14 protein-coding genes are annotated in these 17,418 nt (G+C 61.2%); 11 read left to right on the top strand and 3 right to left on the bottom strand.

Annotated elements, in window-relative coordinates; genetic code table 11:
- Nucleotides 1–494 precede the first annotated feature (494 nt).
- Nucleotides 495–1,526, top strand: a complete 1,032-nt coding sequence (locus KF814_02900) for a hypothetical protein (protein ID MBX3235077.1) — start codon at nt 495–497, stop codon at nt 1,524–1,526.
- Nucleotides 1,527–1,563: 37 nt separating this feature from the next.
- Here KF814_02900 and KF814_02895 read toward each other — a convergent pair whose 3' ends face one another.
- The 3 genes from KF814_02895 to glgC all read right to left on the bottom strand — a co-directional run bounded on the left by KF814_02895 (nt 1,564) and on the right by glgC (nt 5,833).
- Nucleotides 1,564–2,631 carry a DEAD/DEAH box helicase gene (locus KF814_02895; GenBank protein ID MBX3235076.1) on the bottom strand — a complete coding sequence of 356 codons (1,068 nt, stop codon included), beginning with the start codon at nt 2,629–2,631 and terminating at the stop codon, nt 1,564–1,566.
- A 126-nt stretch (nt 2,632–2,757) separates the two neighbouring features.
- The gene (locus KF814_02890) at nt 2,758–4,620 is read right to left on the bottom strand and encodes a hypothetical protein (GenBank protein MBX3235075.1); all 1,863 of its coding nucleotides are present in this window, start codon (nt 4,618–4,620) and stop codon (nt 2,758–2,760) included.
- Nucleotides 4,595–5,833 (bottom strand): glucose-1-phosphate adenylyltransferase, encoded by a 1,239-nt coding sequence (gene glgC, locus KF814_02885; protein ID MBX3235074.1) that lies wholly within the window; start codon nt 5,831–5,833, stop codon nt 4,595–4,597. Before glgC ends, KF814_02890 begins: the two co-directional genes overlap by 26 nt.
- A 131-nt stretch (nt 5,834–5,964) precedes the next feature.
- On the opposite strand from glgC, the gene KF814_02880 reads away from it, so the two are divergent.
- The 10 genes from KF814_02880 to def all read left to right on the top strand — a co-directional run bounded on the left by KF814_02880 (nt 5,965) and on the right by def (nt 17,394).
- Nucleotides 5,965–6,240, top strand: a complete 276-nt coding sequence (locus KF814_02880; GenBank protein ID MBX3235073.1) for a hypothetical protein — start codon at nt 5,965–5,967, stop codon at nt 6,238–6,240.
- A 42-nt stretch (nt 6,241–6,282) separates the two neighbouring features.
- A complete protein-coding gene (locus KF814_02875) occupies nt 6,283–7,425 on the top strand; it encodes an ABC transporter ATP-binding protein (protein ID MBX3235072.1) in 1,143 nt (380 codons plus the stop codon).
- A 94-nt stretch (nt 7,426–7,519) separates the two neighbouring features.
- On the top strand, nt 7,520–8,323 hold the full coding sequence (locus tag KF814_02870; GenBank protein ID MBX3235071.1) for an ABC transporter permease: 804 nt from the start codon (nt 7,520–7,522) through the stop codon (nt 8,321–8,323).
- Nucleotides 8,320–9,096: an ABC transporter permease gene (locus KF814_02865; protein MBX3235070.1), complete on the top strand. Its 777-nt coding sequence runs from the start codon at nt 8,320–8,322 to the stop codon at nt 9,094–9,096. The genes KF814_02870 and KF814_02865 overlap by 4 nt, the downstream gene beginning before the upstream one ends.
- Nucleotides 9,097–9,136: 40 nt before the next feature.
- Complete coding sequence (locus KF814_02860) at nt 9,137–10,231, top strand: spermidine/putrescine ABC transporter substrate-binding protein (GenBank protein MBX3235069.1); 1,095 nt, start codon at nt 9,137–9,139, stop codon at nt 10,229–10,231.
- Nucleotides 10,232–10,320: 89 nt separating this feature from the next.
- Nucleotides 10,321–11,676 (top strand): TolC family protein, encoded by a 1,356-nt coding sequence (locus KF814_02855; GenBank protein MBX3235068.1) that lies wholly within the window; start codon nt 10,321–10,323, stop codon nt 11,674–11,676.
- Nucleotides 11,673–12,836, top strand: a complete 1,164-nt coding sequence (locus KF814_02850; protein ID MBX3235067.1) for an efflux RND transporter periplasmic adaptor subunit — start codon at nt 11,673–11,675, stop codon at nt 12,834–12,836. The genes KF814_02855 and KF814_02850 overlap by 4 nt, the downstream gene beginning before the upstream one ends.
- Nucleotides 12,837–12,849: 13 nt before the next feature.
- The gene (locus KF814_02845) at nt 12,850–15,966 is read left to right on the top strand and encodes an efflux RND transporter permease subunit (protein MBX3235066.1); all 3,117 of its coding nucleotides are present in this window, start codon (nt 12,850–12,852) and stop codon (nt 15,964–15,966) included.
- 15 nt (nt 15,967–15,981) lie between these two features.
- Entirely contained in the window at nt 15,982–16,785 is an 804-nt protein-coding gene (locus KF814_02840) for a HEAT repeat domain-containing protein (protein MBX3235065.1), read from the top strand.
- 78 nt (nt 16,786–16,863) lie between these two features.
- Nucleotides 16,864–17,394, top strand: a complete 531-nt coding sequence (def, locus tag KF814_02835) for a peptide deformylase (GenBank protein MBX3235064.1) — start codon at nt 16,864–16,866, stop codon at nt 17,392–17,394.
- The last annotated feature ends 24 nt before the right edge of the window (nt 17,395–17,418 follow it).

The raw sequence follows: 17,418 nt of genomic DNA, 5'->3' as shown, positions 1-17,418 counted from the left end.
TTCTCAGCAGAGAATACGTGAGATTCCCGTACAGGTGTCGTATCAAGGTTGACCCTAGCGAAATACCATGCAATGGTCAAGCAAGAAATTTAATGAGACGAGTTTTTGAGGGACCAACCTGCCACGAAAATTTCTGCAGGGTAATTCCCAATCACATCCTGATTGCTGTAGGCGTACGGCATTCGATCGTGCAAATTAGAACTACATTGCTCAGTCGCATGGCGTTCGCGACGAAATATTTTCGATGCGTCTCTGCGATCATCGATGATCGATGTTGCGACAAAAATTCAGTTGACCTTCCGTGCGCGGTAAGGTATTTCTTGCTCCCGTTCGTTCGAGAATCATACGTAATCTTCCCTCGGGATCATGGCGAGGCCGCGCAATCCCAAAATCAATAAGGTCGTCCATCAGCGGATGACCGGAAGCGAGTATATGACGATGCCTCTCTCCTCTTGGTTGCCCGTTCCGACTTCCTGTCCGACAGGCGGCCCAATATGATGCCTGGCCGGTTTCTGTGCCTGGGTCTGCTGGGGGGCGCATGGTTGCTGTCCGGCTCTCCCGTCCTCGCGGCGGATGCACCGCCGGCGGTGCCTTCCTCTATCGCGCGCGTGGATGTGGGGATTACCGGATGGTTCAGTCAGGGGGAAACGACCTGGTCGCACAATGCCAATGGTCTTGATCCGAACCTCGGCAACCCCACCTCCAAACTCAAATACAAAGATACGGGCACCAATGTGGTGGAGTTGAATGCGCGGGTTGATCTGCGCAGCCGGCTGTTCGTGCGTGGCGTGCTGGGGTTCGGCGAGATCGGCGGCGGACGCCTTACCGACGACGACTTCCTGAGCGCTCAGGGGGCCGCCAGCCAGGGCGCCAGCGTCAGCGGGGAACATCGGTTTTCACGGACCCTCAGCGACGTGTCGGGCAACAATCTCTGGTACCTGAACGGCGACGTGGGGGCGGTGGTGCAGGAGTTTGCCGGGAAGCGCGGGCGATTCGACCTCTTTGCGGGATTTCAGTATTGGCGGGAGAAGCACGTCGTCACCGGGATCACGCAGGTCGAATGCACGACGTCGCCCTTGAACCCCCTCTATGGGTGCTCGGTTCCAGGTACGGTGCGATTCAGCGGCCAATCGGTGATCAACAATACGACTACCTGGGTGTCCGGCCGCGTGGGTGGGGAAATTCAATATCAGATCGATCCGCGGATCAGTGTGGATGCTCGAGTCGCAATGTTGCTGTCCTATCTCGATAACGAAGACACGCACTATCTCAGAACGGACTTGTCCAAAGACCCGAGTTTCCGTATGACCGGCTATGGAATCGGGACGAACAGCGATGTGGCCGTGCGGGTGCGGATCGTCGATCGGCTTTATTTGAGCGGGGGCTATCGGGTGTGGTGGAACCGGGTGCTCTTCGGCGACCAGTGGAAGATCAACTTTGCCGACGGGTCGTCTTCGACCGCCCCGTTGACGAAGTTCGAATCCTTGCGGCACGGACCAACTGTGTCTCTGAACTATACCTTCTAGACAGACTGTTCGGTCTGAATCTCTCGGTGCTCGCCCCTCAGCGCGCGGTGCCGGTTTCTTCTTCGTACTCCGCAAACAATCGTTTGGCTTCGGGGTGCATGAGGTAAGGTTGTCCGTAGGGAATCCCTGCGGTCCTGAATAGCGGCGTGAGTTTGCCATTGGGGTGGAGGTAGCCCGCGCGGAGCGGTACGGTCCGCTTGGTATGGCGAATCAGGGCGCAGGGCTGAGGGCGAATCGCGGTGAGCCAGTCGGCGATGTCTTGGGGATTTCCGATCGAGGCTGAGAGCAGAAGCAGGCGAGCCTGCCCGGGACAGAAAATCAACGTCTCCTCCCACACCACGCCGCGCTCCGGGTCCGCCAAATATTGTGATTCATCCATGATCACAAGTCCCAACGTGTCCAACCGCACATCGATCTCGCCTCCCGCCGCATCGTAGAGCAGGTTGCGCAGGATCTCCGTCGTCATGATGAGAAGCGGTGCCTGCGCGTTCTCTCGCCGGTCCCCCGTGAGAATGCCGACCTGGTCCGCGCCGAACAAGCGGGAAAACTCCGTGAATTTGGTGTTCGACAGCGCCTTGAGCGGCGAGGTGTAGATTACCGTTCGATTGTCCTGCATCGCCCGTTTCGTGGCTTCGATCGCCACGTAGGTCTTGCCGCTCCCGGTCGGGACGCTCACGATCACGTCGAAGTCGACCAGTTTGGCGAGCGCGTCGATCTGCCAGGGGTCCGGCACGAACGGTTGAACCGGAGGCACGCCGATGCCGGAGAGCCATTCGTGCAGCGAGACCGGCGGTTCGTGGTGGTGGCTCGGTTCCTCCGTCTTGGGTTGACGCTGAAAGGGCGATGGCCTGGCCGGTTTTTCACGGCGCGGCTGCGGACGCGGCAGTGAGGGAGGTTGCGCTTCTCGTTTGCGGGCCTGTTCCTCGATCAAGGCGGTGAGGTCGGAAATCAGCCCTGGACGGTTCTCGGCCGTCGTGCGCAGCAACATCTCCACCAAGCGGCGCTTGCCGCTTCGGAAATGGCGACTGACCCGTCCCCGCGCCAGGCGATGAAGCAACGACACCGGCTGCTCGAGCAGCAAACGTTCCAACTCGTTAGTATCCATAAGCCTCCGTGAAGTGTGGCACGTGAAGCGTGGTGCGCAACGGAAGCCTGCGCGTGATGCGATGATTCATGGAAGATGTGAGCCCGTTCCCGGCGAACGACGCTTCGCGAACGACGCACGACGAAATCATGGCAGCTCCTCCAGCACGCCCCGGCGCATCGCGGTCATGGCGCGGTCGGCCGTTTCCGCCAGCGAAGGATGCGTGGCCTTGAGCTGGTTGATCTGGGAAAGAAATTCCAAGGTCCTTGCGAACAGCCGGTACATGTCACCTTCGGCCATGGTTGTTTGGCGAGACAAGCCGATCCAGGTGAGCGTGGGATCGGCCACCCAGCGTTCGGTGAGGGACGCGATGTCCGCGCGTAAAAGCGGCGGTTCCTCATAGGGCGTGAGACTCTCGGCCAACTTGCGCACTTGGAACAGGAGCGAGACGAGCCCCGTGCTGCCGCGAGGAAACGAGCCGGGCCGGTCGTCGTCGTGCGCAATGCCGGCCATGATGGCGGCCAGGAGCGGCGGATCGATCGCGCTGAAGGCTTCGGCTCGGATCAGCTCCGTGATGAGGAGCGAGTGGTCGATTCGGATGAGCCTGGCCCATTCGCCGTCTGCCGTGAGGTGGGCCGTGGGGCTGAGGTACCCGAAGTGTTGAAGTGTTTCGATCTTTTCTTGGAACCGGTGCCAGAGGCTGGTTTGCAGCGCCTGGATGGATTTCACGTGGCGGTGCATCTCCTGGCGCAATCTAGAAGCCTGCGCGAAATCTTTCTGGCAGGCCTGCCGTGACGGGCAGGCGGGGCAGGTGAAATCGCCCAGCGTTTGAATGATCGAACTGTCCAACGGGATGTCCTCTTCCGGCTGGACCAGAATCGGCAATAACGGGAGGCGCGGCGGCAAATCGCCGAGCTGGTGAATCAGCCGATCGAGCGTGACCGGCGTACACCAGGGATAGACCGGCGATTCCTCGCATTCGAACGTGCGGTCGAAGACCTGGGTGACGATCGAGGCGGGACATTCGCTGACGGCGCCGCCTTCGCGAATCAAGGTGATCATCGGGGCGCGCTGTCCCTTGCTGCGATATTGCCGCAGTACGATCCCGCGCCCGCGCACGAGCCCGACCACCCGGCCGGGCGTCAGGAAATGTAAGCGGGCCGCCACATCCGGCGGCTCCTGACGGCGAGTTTGAGGGCGCGTGTGTTTGCGTCGACGGGCCTGGTCGAAGACCTGCCACTGTGTGATCCAATCCGAGCAGACCCGCGGCCCGAACGGTTCCATGTCCTTTCGGATTGTATCGAGTTTCCGTTCCAGCACTTCGGTGCGCTGGTTTAATTGGAACTGGGCGAAGCTCTTGGCAAGGATCGGCTGGATATGTTCCAGCGGATGGGCCTTCAAGAGGTTCAACACCATCGGATAGGTGATGACGAATTGGCTGTCGATGGCTTCCGGCTGGCCTGTCAAGCCTTTGGTCAGGACCGCGAGGTCGATGTAGGGTGAAGGCGCGATCACGGCGAAGCCGACGAGGTCTTTGCCGCGGCGGCCGGCCCGGCCCGCGAGTTGCTGGATCTCGCTGACGGTCAGATCCGTAAAGTCGCGCGATTTCCTGATGCTCGATTGGGTCACGACGACCGTGCGCGCCGGAAAATCGACGCCGGCCGCGAGGGTGGTGGTGGCGAACACCGCGTCGAGGCAGCCGGTCCGCATGAGCTCCTCCACCGCGATTTTCCACGAAGGAAGGTGGCCGGCATGGTGCGCCGCGACGCCGATCCGCTGGACGGTTTCGATCAACGGGTGTTCGGCGATGCTGGGGAATTGTTCCGTGACCTGGCGCAGCACGGCGGCGATTTGTTCTTGCCGGACCGAGGGGAGTTGGACGTTGCTGCGCTCGAAGGCCTGCATGGCTTCGTCGCAGGCGCGTCTCGAGGTCAGAAAAATGATCGCGGGGGTCAGGTGCTTGCTGCGGAGCGTCTCGATCAGATCAACCGGATGGATCGACGGCGGCATGCAGTTTCATTCCCTTGGAGATGACCACGAGGCCGGAATCGGTCACCTTGAATCGTTGCCGGTCGGCGGCCGGATCGAAGCCGATCTCCGTCTTGGGCGGGATGATCACGTCCTTGTCGATGATCGCGCGCCGGATCTTGGCGTGGGCGCCGATCACGACGTTTTCCATGACGACGGATTCCCGCACGTCGGCATGGTCATGCACACGCACATGCGGGGAGAGCACGGAATTCTGCACGCGCCCACCCGAGATGATGCAGCCGCCGCAGACGATGGAGTCGAGCGCCACCCCCATGCGGCCGCCCTGATAGTCCTGCGCAAAGACGAACTTGGCCGGGGGAAACTGCCCCTGATAGGTTCGGATGGGCCAAGCCTCGTCGTACAGATTGAAGAGGGGATCGACGTCGACCAAGTCCATGTTGGCTTCCCAATAGGCGTCGAGCGTGCCGATGTCCCGCCAGTACTTCACGTCCTTCTTGTTCTCATCTTGGAATTTGAAGGCATAGACGCGGCATTCCTTGATCATGCGCGGGATGATGTTCTTGCCGAAGTCGTGCGTCGTGCCCTCGCGCGCGTCCCGGACGAGCTGCTCGCGCACCACCTCGCTTCGGAACAGATAGATGCCCATCGACACGAACGCCTGAGACGAATCGGTGGGAATGGGGGTGGGGTTCGCCGGTTTTTCGTCGAAGCGGAGGATGCGATGGTCCTCGTCCACACCGATCACGCCGAAGCGGCTGGCATCCTCGAGCGGCGTTTCGATGGCGCCGACGACGGCATCCGCCTGCTTTTCGACCAGAAAGTTGTACATGTCGGCGTAGTTCATCTTATAGATGTGGTCGCCGGCGAGGATCAGCAAATATTCGGGTTTGTCCTCGTCGAGGAGAAACAGATTCTGATAGACGGCATCGGCGGTGCCGCGATACCAATCTTCGCTGATGCGTTGCTGCGGCGGGACCGAGGCGATGTACTCGCGCAACTCGGGGTTGAGGATATTCCAGCCCGTGCGGATATGCCGGTCCAGCGAATGGGACTTGTATTGAATGAGGACCGCGATCCGCCGCAGGCCCGAGTTGAGACAGTTGCTGAGGGTGAAATCGATGATGCGGTACTTCCCGCCGAACGGCACGGCCGGTTTGGCTCGTTGCTCCGTCAGCGGATGCAGGCGCTCACCTTTGCCGCCCGCGAGGATCATGGTGAAAATGTTCGGCATCGGAAGGTGATTCTAGCAGGACCGTCTGCAAATAGGAAGAAAGCAGAATGATTGACTTCATGCCGGACTCGGTTGATACTACGATTCACGAGAGCCTCTGTGGGCGCAAGCGGAATCAGGGAGGAGTGACCATGAAGCGACAGAACGCGTTGCCGGCGACGATGAAGGATGGGGCTGCGGCCAATCCGATGAAGGAGATGGTGTGGCGGTTGGAGCGGCTCGAGCGCCAGGTGCAGAAACTGTCCGAGCTGGTTCGCGAGTTCGCCGAGGATAACGATCGTTTGGTGCGGATCGTGGCGGAGGACCGCGACGTCATTCGCCGGGAATTGCTCCGGAAGCACGAGCATCAGGTGCGCGTCCGCAAGCACCTGCGGGACGTCAGCTCGAAAATGCCGCTCGACCATTGATGGCCGTCCGCGCGTCCTTCGACGCGCCCGGCCCCGACCTCGATGGTGGATATCTCCCCGCCGGTGCCCCCTTCTTCCGAATCGCTCCATGCCCCCGTCTCTCGGCCGACGATCGAGGTCAGCAGCCTCGTGCGTCGGCATGGATCGGTCACGGCCGTGGACCGCGTGTCCTTTACCGTCGAGCGCGGAGAATTCTTTTCGATTTTGGGGCCCAGCGGAGCCGGAAAGACGTCCGTGCTGCGCATGTTGGCAGGCTTCGAAGAGCCGGATGAAGGCGATCTGCGCATCGACGGCCATCCCATGCTCGGCGTGCCGCCGAATCGCCGGCCTGTGAATCTCGTCTTTCAGTCATACGCGCTCTTCCCACACCTGACCGTGTTCGATAATGTCGCCTTCGGCCTGCGTATGCGCGGGGTCGGTTCCGCCGACGTTCAACAGGCCGTGCGAGGCGCGCTCGATATGGTTCGGTTGGAAGGAAAAGACGCCAGACTTCCGTCTCAACTGTCCGGGGGCGAGCAGCAGCGGGTGGCCTTGGCGAGAGCCCTCGTCAACAAACCGGCCGTCGTTCTGCTGGACGAACCCTTGGCTGCGCTGGATCAGCAGTTGCGGCAGGAGATGCAGGTGGAATTGAAAGCCATCCAGCAGCGGGCCGGGCTGACCTGCGTCTGCGTGACGCACCATCAGGAAGAGGCGATGATGATGTCCGATCGGATCGCGGTCATGCGCCGGGGGCAGATGCTCCAGGTCGGCAGCCCGCGCGAGGTCTACAGCAGGCCGTCCGACCTGTTCGTCGCCCGGTTCCTTGGAGTTTCCAACGAGCTGACGGGGCAGGTGGAGCGAGACGGGCAGGGGCTGTGGTTTCGTCCGCACCGGTCCGGCCTGCCGAGCCTATCGGTCGATGGTGCCGCGCAGAACGGCGCGGGCGGACGGGCAGTGCTGTCCTTGCGGCCCGAGGCCGTGACCATGCGCGTGACGCGGAGCGGCGATTTCGACAATGTCTTGCCGGGACGAATCGAAAGAATGCTGTTTGCCGGGAGCACGGTGAAATGTCTCGTGCGCCTGGCGCCTGATGTCCTGTGGGACCTCACGATCGGGTCGGTCGAGCAACGGGGCGAACGGTTTGAGCCGGGGAACGACGTCTTTCTGCACTGGGCGGCGAAAGCCGCCCGGGTATTCGGCGCATGATATGAACGGAGCAGCCCTCGAGCGGTCGCCGGCGACGGGAAAACCGGTCCGGCGATGCGGACCCTGTTGGTTGGCCGCACCAGGCCTCCTCTGGATGGTCATCCTGTTCGTGATCCCCCTGCTGCTGGTGTTCGTGATCAGTTTCGCCTCTCGCGGGACGTACGGCGGGATCGAATGGGACTGGACCCTCTCCAACTACGCTGATCTGGTCCATCCTCTCTACGCGAAGATTTTGGGGCAATCGATCTGGTACGCCGCGCTCACCACGGCGTTCTGTTTCCTGCTGGGGCTGCCCTTGGCCTATTACATCGCCCGCAGTCCGGCTCGTTGGCAGCCGTTGCTCTTGATGCTGGTGATGTTGCCGTTCTGGACGAATTTCCTGGTGCGGACCTACGCCTGGATGATTATCCTGCGCCATGACGGACTGGTGAATCGCCTTCTCGAGGCGCTGGCCGTGATCGAATCCCCGCTGGAGCTGCTCTATACCCCGCTGGCCGTATTGATCGGGTTGGTCTACGGGTACCTGCCGTTCATGGTGCTTCCAGTATATGTGGCGGTGGAGCGGCTCGACCCCATCCTCGTGGAGGCCGCCTGGGACCTCTATGCCTCGCGTTGGGCGGTGTTGACGAAGATCATCCTGCCCCTCATCAAGCCGGGGATCGTGGGCGGCTGTGTGATGGTGTTCGTTCCGTCGATCGGCGCCTTCATTACCCCGGACCTGTTGGGCGGGGCCCGCAGCATGATGATCGGCAACCTCATTCAACACGAATATTTGGTCGTGCGGGACTGGCCGCTCGGGTCGGCGGCTTCGTTCGTGTTGATGGCGGTGGTGATGGGGGCGGTGTTGCTGCACTATCGGCAGTCGGACAGCGCGGTCGGACGGGGAGAGGCACGATGACGCGGCGGAAATCCGGCGCACTGGCCCTGACGAGCGCCTTCAGCCTGGCGTTTCTCTATGGCCCGATCCTCGTGCTCGTCGTCTATTCATTCAACGCCGCGCATCTGTCGATGGCCTGGCGAGGTGCCACTCTACATTGGTACGCGGTGCTCTGGCAGGACGAAGCTCTGCTTGCCGCGACGTGGAATAGCCTGCTTATCGCCGTCATCTCGACGGTCGGAGCCGTCACGTTCGGCGGCTTGATTGCCCTAGGGATGGAAGGCATGCCGCACCGCCGCCAAGCCGGCCTCGAAGGGGCGCTGGTGCTCCCCCTGGTCATCCCCGAAGTGATGATGGGTGTCGCGCTGATGTTGTTCTTCGTCACGTTGCGCGTCCCGCTCGGGCTCACAACCGTGATATTGGGGCACATTGTCTTCAACATTCCGTTGGTGACGATCATGGTGCGGACCAGGTTGCGCAAGCTCGACCCTGCCTTGCTCGAAGCGGCGGCAGACCTGGGGGCGAGCCCCTGGCAAACGTTCCGGTATGTCACGCTGCCGCTCCTGCGTCCCGCTGTCCTGGGTGCGACGTTGGTGGCCTTCACGGTCTCGCTCGACGATTTTCTCGTCACGTTTTTTCTGGCAGGCCCGGGGGCCACGACCTTGCCCGTGAAAGTCTATTCGATGATCAAGGCGGGGGTGACGCCGGAAATCAACGCGCTGTCCGCGCTCTTGCTGCTCGTGTCGATGGTCTGCGTGGGGCTCTCGCTCCACCTGCAGCGCAAGGAGACCTAGCACGGCATTCGTCGAACGTCGCGTGTGAAGCGTATCTCGTATGATGAAACACAGTGCATCGGTGCCCTGGCTCCTGCGTCGATCCGGTCTCATCGCCTTGCTCGGCGCGCTTGCGATGGTCGGCCTGTGGAGTGGCTGTGACGGAGCCGGGACCGGGCATGGATCAGACGATCGGGCGGTGCTCCATTACTTCACCTGGTCCGACTATGTGGGACCGGAGATCATTCAAGCATTCGAGCGGCGGGAACATGCCAAGGTGGTGGTCGACACCTTCAGCAGTAACGAGGAATTGCTGGCGAAACTCCAGAGCGGCGCCACCGGCTACGACGTTGCGGTGCCGTCCGACTTCATGGTGTCGATCATGATCCAGCAGGGGCTCTTGGCCGAACTCGACCAGGCCGAGATTCCCAATGCCGCCTCCCTCGAATCGCATCTGCAACATCTGCCCTTCGATCCCGATCGCCGCTACTCCGTGCCCTATCTCTGGGGGACCGTCGGCATCGGGTATGACTCGGCCGTCATCACCACCCCGCCGGATAGTTGGGCGGTCCTCTGGGACCCGCGCTATAAAGGACGGATCAGCATGCTCAACGATCAGCGCGAGGTCTTTGGGGCGGTGCTGCGGTCGATGGGACAATCCATGAACAGCACGGATCCCGCCGTAATCGAATCGGCCAAGGACAAACTGCTGCAACAAAAGCCTTTGGTGAAGACCTACACCAGCGACCACTATGACCAGCTACTGGCTTCGGGCGAGGTGGTACTGGCGCATGGTTGGGGAGGTCCGGTGGCTCGAGCGATGGTCGAACGGCCCTCGCTTCGCTACGTCGTGCCGAAGGAGGGAGCGACGGTCTGGGCCGACTGCCTGGTCGTGTTGAAGGGCGCACCCTCCAAACGGCTGGCGATGAAGTTCATCAATTTTCTGATGGAACCGGAGATCGCCGCCCGCACGTCGGAACGGCTCAAATTTGCCTCTGCGTCCCGCGATGCGCGTGAACGTGTGACGCCGGAGGTTCGGGCCAACGTGGCGGTGTACCCGGCGGTCGATGATTTGGGCCGGTTGGAATGGATGCGCGACGTGGGGAAGGCGGTTCGCCTCTATGATCGGGCCTGGACGGAGCTGAAGATGCGCTAATTCCATTCGGCTCTATCCGTTGTTTCCATGGCAAGGGAAAGTCAGTATAATGTCGCGGTTTTGCGTGGGGCTGCCGACAGGGAGGCGATTTGAAGTCCTTCATCGTCCGCCAAGGTTGCGGAGTTTCCGGTCACGCCAGGGGCAGTCGCTTTGGCATCGCCCGCATCCTGCTGCTGATTGCGATCGGCACGGTCTCCATTTCTTTCCCGATCCTACTCAACGCCGCCGAAGGGCCCGCGCCGAGTTCGGTACTACCCAGCGCCGTGCGGTTGAGTCTCGGTGAGGCACTCGCCCTCTTCCTGAAACAGAATCTCGACCTCCTGATCGCCAAATACGGCATCGAATCCAACAAAGGCCAGCAGATCACCGCCCGGCTCCTGCCGAATCCCACGCTGCAGGTCGGCAATGTGGCCTCGTTTACGCAGGGGAACAACCCCGCCACTACCGGCGCAATTACCAGCCAGGTGCAGCAGCTGTTCGAAACGGCCGGCAAACGCGGGTTCCGCGTGGAAAGCGCCGCCTACGGGGTGCAGTCCAGCGAAGCGGATTTCGAGGATGCCGTGCGCCAACTGAGTTTTGCCGTCAAAGATGCCTACTTCCGTGTGCAGCTGGCTCAACGCCGATTGGCCTTGGCGGAAGAGAATCGTGACCGGTTCGCGCGCATCCTGGATGTGAACACGATTCGTTTCAAGAAAGGCTATATCGCCGAGATCGATCTGATCCGGATCCGGCTGCAGATGGTGGACTTTCAGTCGCAGGTCATCGGCGCGATACAGGAGGCTGAGTCGGCGCGGGCCGACCTGCGCCAGCTCTTGCGGATCTCCGCCGGGACTCGCGTGGAGCTGACCACGGAATTGGACTATCGGCGGGTCGATCCCGACATCGGCAAGCTGCGGTTTGCGGCCATCCAAATGCGTCCGGACATTCGATCGAAACGCTCCTCGTTTTCGCAGCGGGAAGCCGATTTGAAGCTGGCCAAGGCCTACCGGTTTCCCGACGTGACGGTAGGGGCCGGCTATTCGGTGCAGGGGCCTCGCGGTCCGGACAACCAGCAGATGGGCCTCCTCAACTTCGGCGTGCCGCTGCCCCTGTTCAACCGGAACCAAGGTGCGATCGTCCAAGCCGAGGTGGCGGTGCAATCCGCTCAGGCGGACTTGGATAAGACCGTCAATCAAGCGGAAAATGAGATCGAGGTGGCCCATCACAACCTCCTGCAGAGCCGGCGGCTGGTCGAGGCTTACCTGGCCGGCGTGTTGGACGATGCCCGCTCCACCTTTACTATCGTCGAGCGGGCCTATGAGCGGGGAGGGGCCACGATTCTGGACTTGCTCGATGCCGCGCGTACGTCCCGGACGATTCAACAGAACTTTATCGAGGCCCTGTTTTCCTACCAGCACAACCTGTTTCAATTGGAGAGTGCCGTAGGGCAGGAGGTGTCGTCATGACCTTGGCGGCGGCCCGTCTGCTGATGACGCTGTCGGTCTGCACGGTCTGGTCCTGCAGTCAGACTCAGGAGCCCACGACGCCGGGGACTTCAAGCGAACCGGCGACGGGCGCCGTGCAAACCGCCGCAGGCCAGCCGGCTTCTCCCATAGCCGGCCAAGTGGAAACGGCGGTTGTGCAGTTGAAGCCGGTGCAGCCGGAGTTGGTGTTGGTCGGCAAGGTCGCGTATGGAGAAGATCGCTATTCGAAGATCTCATCCCCTCTCCAGGGCCGTGTCGTGGAGGTGCGCGCCCATTTGGGCGATCGCGTCAAGGCCGGCGATACTCTCCTCGTCATCGACAGCCCCGACATCACCGCTGCCTACTCGGAATTCGTCAAGGAAGCCTCCGACCTCGAGTACGCCACCAGGGCACAGGAACTGGCCAAGGAGCTCTACGCGACAAAAGCGCTTGCCTTGAAAGACCTGAAGCAGGCGGAAAACGATCTCATCAAGGCTCGCGCGGAATTTCGGCGGGCGAAGGAACGGTTGCTTTCCCTGCGCATTTCCGCTTCCGAATTGGATAAACCGCTCGCGCAGCAGCGCATCACCTCACGCTTCGAGATGAAGAGCCCGTTGACGGGAACGGTGGTCGAACGGACCGTGACGCCGGGCCAGTCGGTGGGAGGAGACGTCGGGCAGGTGTTGTTTACCGTGGCGGATTTGGAGCGGCTGCAGGTGGTGGCCGACGTGTACGAGCGGGACCTGGCGTTGGTGAAGGTGAGCCAGGTGGCCCGTGTCAACGTGGAAGCCTATCCCTCGACCGACTTCGGTGCGGTGGTCGCTTCCATCGGCGACGTGGTCGATCCTAACACCAGGACGATCAAGGTGCGCGCCTGGGTCGACAACCAGGAGCAGAAGCTCAAGCCGGAAATGTTCGCCCGGTTGCGCCTGGACGTGGGCGACGCGCTGCCGTTTCTGGCGATCCCCAAGGAAGCCGTGGTCGAAATCGATGGGAAGCATTTCGTGTATCTGGTCGAGGCCGGCGATAAATTCGTGAAGAAGGAAGTGAAGGTCTCCAGCGTGTCGGCGGAATTCGTGCGGGTGCTGGAAGGGCTCACGCCCGGCGAGCGCATCGTGACGAAGGGCGCCGTGCTGGTCAAGGGACAGGACGTCAAGGGATGAGCGTTCACATCGCATGATCGCGCGCATCGTCGAACTCTCCCTCGTCCAGCGGTTCCTCATCTGCACTCTCGGTTTGACCCTCTTGTTCGGCGGTCTGTACGCGTTTCATCTCCTCGACATCGTCGCCTATCCGGACCCCTCGCCGCCGATGGTCGAGGTCATCACGCAGTATCCGGGCTGGTCCGCCGAAGAAATCGAACGGCAGATCACGATTCCGCTCGAGGTGGCGCTCAACGGCATGCCCGGCCTGGCCGACATCCGCTCGCTGTCGATTTTCGGGTTGAGCGATATTAAGATCTACTTCGATTTCGACACGAACTACTTTTTCGACCGGCAGGAAGTCATCAACCGTCTGGCGACGGTCACACTCCCGCAAAACGTTCAGCCGACCCTCTCCCCCTGGTGGGCGATCGCCGAAATCTATCGCTATGAGCTTGAGGGTATTCCGCAGACCAGTCTCACCGACCTAAAGACCATTCAGGATTGGCAGTTACGGCGGGAATTTCGGCGCATTCCCGGGGTCATCGACGTGACCGCGTTCGGCGGCACGACCCGCGAATATCACGTCGATATCGATCCCGGAAAATTGATCAGCTACGGCGTCAGTTTGGCCCAGGTCATGGAGGCCCTCAGCAACAGCAATGCCAACGTCGGCGGGAACTATCTCACCGTCGGAGGGCAGAACTACAACATTCGCGGGCTGGGGCTGATCAACAACCTGCAGGACATCGAGAACGTGATGGTGGTCGAGAAAGAAGGGACGCCGATCTTCGTGAAGACCCTCGGCTCCGTCACCGTCGGCCATCGCGTCAGGCTCGGCAAAGTCGGCATCGATGACAAGGACGACGTGGTCGAAGGGGTCATTCTCTTGCAGCGGGGGTACAAGGCGCTGAATGTCCTGGAGCGGGTGCGGGAGAAAGTCGCGGATCTCAACAAGTGGAAGTTGCCGGATGGCGTCAAGATCAAAACCTTCTACGACCGCACCGCGTTGATCCACACGACCGTCGAGACGGTCACGGACATCCTCATCAGCGGGATGGTTCTGGTCTTCCTGATCCTGCTCGTATTTCTGGGGAATTTGCGGGCCTCGATCATCGTCGCGCTGACGATTCCGCTGTCGTTGCTCTTTACGTTCACGATGATGGTGCTGATCAAGCAATCCGCGAACTTGATCTCGCTGGGCGCGATCGATTTCGGGATCATCGTCGATGCGACGCTGGTGATGGTGGAAAGCATCTTCTTCCATTTGGCGCACGATCGACGCACCGGCCTCACCGTACCCCAAGTCATCGTCCGTGCGGCCAGACAAGTGGGGCGTCCCATTTTCTTCTCGACCGCGATCATCGTGGTCGCGTTCATTCCGCTGTTCACGATGACGGGCGTACCCGGACGGATTTTCGCGCCCATGTCCATCACCTATGGATTTGCATTGGCCGGCGCGCTCTTGATGGCGTTCACGCTCGCGCCGGTGCTGTGCTCGCTGCTGCTGAAGGGGGCGATTACCGAACAGGATACGGTGCTCGTTGCGGCGGTGCGGCGCCGCTACCTATCGACGCTTGAGTGGGCGCTCGGGCACAAGGTCAAGGTGCTCGCCGCCTCGCTGGTCTTGTGGCTGGCATCGCTCGTGGCGTTGCAGTTTGTGGGCGGCGAGTTCATGCCGGCGCTGGAGGAAGGTAATCTCTGGGTTCGGGCCACCATGCCGGTCGACATCTCCTTCGACGAGGCCGCGCGCTTGACCGGAGAGATCCGGCAGATGTTCCGCAGTTCACCGGAAGTGACGACGATCGTCTCTCAGCTGGGGCGGCCCGACGACGGCACCGACCCGACGAGCTTCTTCAACGGAGAATTTTTGGCCAACCTGAAGCCTGGGAAAGAATGGCGCCCTGGGATGACGAAGGACCGACTGATCGAGGAAATCGAAGGGCGGCTGAAATCGATTCCCGGCGTGATCTTCAACTTCTCACAGGTGATCCAGGACAACGTCGAAGAAGCAATGTCCGGCGTGAAAGGGGAAAACTCGATCAAACTCTTCGGCTCGGATCTGAAAGTCCTGGAAGCCAAGGCAATGGAAATCGAGGAAGTCATGCGTGGCATCCGGGGTGTGAAGGACCTGGGTATTTTCCGGCTGGTCGGACAACCGAATCTGCTGATTCAGGTCGACCGCGAGGCCAGCGCCAGGTATGGATTGCGAATCTCCGACGTCAATGCCGTGGTGCAGGCCGCCGTCGGCGGGCAGGGCGTCACCCAGGTATTTGAAGGAGAGCGGCTGTTCGACTTGGTCGTGCGGTTCTTGCCTGAATATCGCCGGGATGCCGAGACGATCGGCAACATCCTGGTCAACACGCCGGATGGCGCGCGCATCCCGCTGAAGCAGCTGGCGACCATCAAGACCCAGACCGGCGCCTTCCTCATCTACCGGGAGAACAATGAACGATACATCCCGATCAAGTTCAGTGTGCGCGATCGCGACCTTGAGAGTACCGTCAAGGAGGCGCAGGGGAAGATTGCGGCCGCGGTCGAGTTGCCAGAGCGCTATCGAACCGAGTGGGCCGGCCAGTACGATCAGTTGAAGGAGGAGCAGAAACGGCTGCTCGGTATCGTTCCGCTCAGCATGTTGCTGATCCTATTCCTTCTTTATACGACGTTCAATTCCTTCAAAAATGCGTTGTTGGTGCTCGTGACGGTGCCGTTTGCGCTGATCGGCGGTGTCTTCGCTCTGGTCCTGACCGGCACCAATTTCAGCATCTCCGCCGCCGTCGGCGTCATTTCGACTCTGGGGGTGGCGATTCTGGGGGGACTCTTGCTAATCTCTCGGATAGAAGAGCTGCGGGTCAGCGGGCTTGGCCTGCGCGAGGCGGTCATCAAGGGGGCCGAGATGCAAATGCGTCCGATCCTCATGGCGACGCTCGGCGCGGCCATCGGACTTTTGCCGGCCGCCCTGGCGACAGGCATCGGCTCGCAAGCCCAGAAGCCGTTGGCGCGGGTCGTCGTGGGCGGCATGTTGACGGCCGCCGTGCTGATTCTGGTGGTCCTGCCAGTCTTGTATGAGCTGGTGCACCGTCGTTCGGCCTCTTCGCAACATTCGGGGACTCCGGGAGCCCCGGAGCCTGAGCATATGTCCCAAGGATAGGAAAGGAATCGTCGCATGAGATCCCCCGCAGCCGGTCGTGATCGAATCAGCCAGTTGGGTGTCCTTCTGTTCGCGTTGTGGCAGAGCATCGCCCTTGCCCCGACGGCATCGGCCGAAACGGTGTGGCTCGTCCAGGTGCCCTATGAGATGCCGCCCAAGTCGGAACCCATTCCCGACGTGTCGGTCGCGCCGAACACCAACCCGTTGTCTGCGGAAGAACTGCAGCGCGCGGAGGCCTTGTTGCCTTTGCTGGAAGGCAAGCAGGAGTTTTGGGCGATGGGGGAATTCGTGCACTTGGGTGAATCGGTCGTGCCGGTCCTGACCAAGGCCCTGACGATGCCGGGGCCGAGAATCCGATACAACGCGATCGAAACGCTGTCGATGCTGAAATCGCCCACGGCGGTGCCGGCTCTCCTCGAAGCAGCCAAGCAGGTCAACGAGTTGCCGCGCATTCGGGAGCACGCCCTGCGCGTGGCGGTGAGGCTCGATCCGTTGCAGGCTCCCGCTGCTATCGAGGTGATGGCGAAGGATGCCAACCCGACCATCAGGAAGGTGGCGGCGTTCGAATCCCGCTATATCCGGGATAAACATGTGATCCAGCCCCTGATCGAGCTGGTCGCGGATGAGGAGCGGTATGTGGCGATCTCTGCGGTCCAATCGCTCTGGATGTTGACCCGTCACGAAACCGAGTTCCACGACTGGGAAGCCTCGAGCAAGCAGGACCGGCAAAATTGGATGCAGGAATGGACCGAGTGGTGGAATGCCTCGAAGGACTCGTTCGAACTGCCGCCGCCCCAGCAGCGCCGACGCAGCGGCTGAGCGGCCCGCGCGCCGAGCGTTCGTTTGGTTGCGGGGCCGCGGGAGCCTGTGTTAGATTTTTTTGAGCGAGGAAACGCGATGGCCATTCTGAAAATTACGAAGCTGGGGAACCCGATTCTCCGGCAGCAGTCGCAAGCGGTGGATCCTGCCGAAATCAAGAAGGCGGCGTTCCAGCAGCTGATCGACGATATGTATGAGACAATGTACGACGAGCCGGGCATCGGTTTGGCCGCGCCGCAGGTGGGGCGATCGGTGCAGCTGGTGGTGATGGATTGTCCGGGTGAAGGGGGCTTCCCGTCGACGGTGTTGATCAATCCGACCATCGTGTACTATGGTCCTGAACAGGCTGAATTCTGGGAAGGTTGTCTCAGCGTCGACGGTCTGCGCGGCAAGGTGACCCGTCCCTCCATGGTGCGGGTAACGGCGCTGGACCGGACGGGCAAGCGCCAGGATATCGAGGCCAGCGGACTTTATGCGGTCTGCATCCAGCACGAGATCGATCACCTGATCGGGAAGGTGTTCCTTGATCGGATGACCGACATGTCCACGCTGACGCAGATGGAAGAATTCCAGAAATATTGGCAGAAGGAACCGGCCAGCGTCATCTAACCCGGTCCGGCTCGCCGACGTGTT

The sequence above is a fragment of the Nitrospiraceae bacterium genome, assembly GCA_019637075.1.
Classification (GTDB): domain Bacteria; phylum Nitrospirota; class Nitrospiria; order Nitrospirales; family Nitrospiraceae; genus JAHBWI01.
This window is presented reverse-complemented; position numbering and strand designations above follow the sequence as displayed.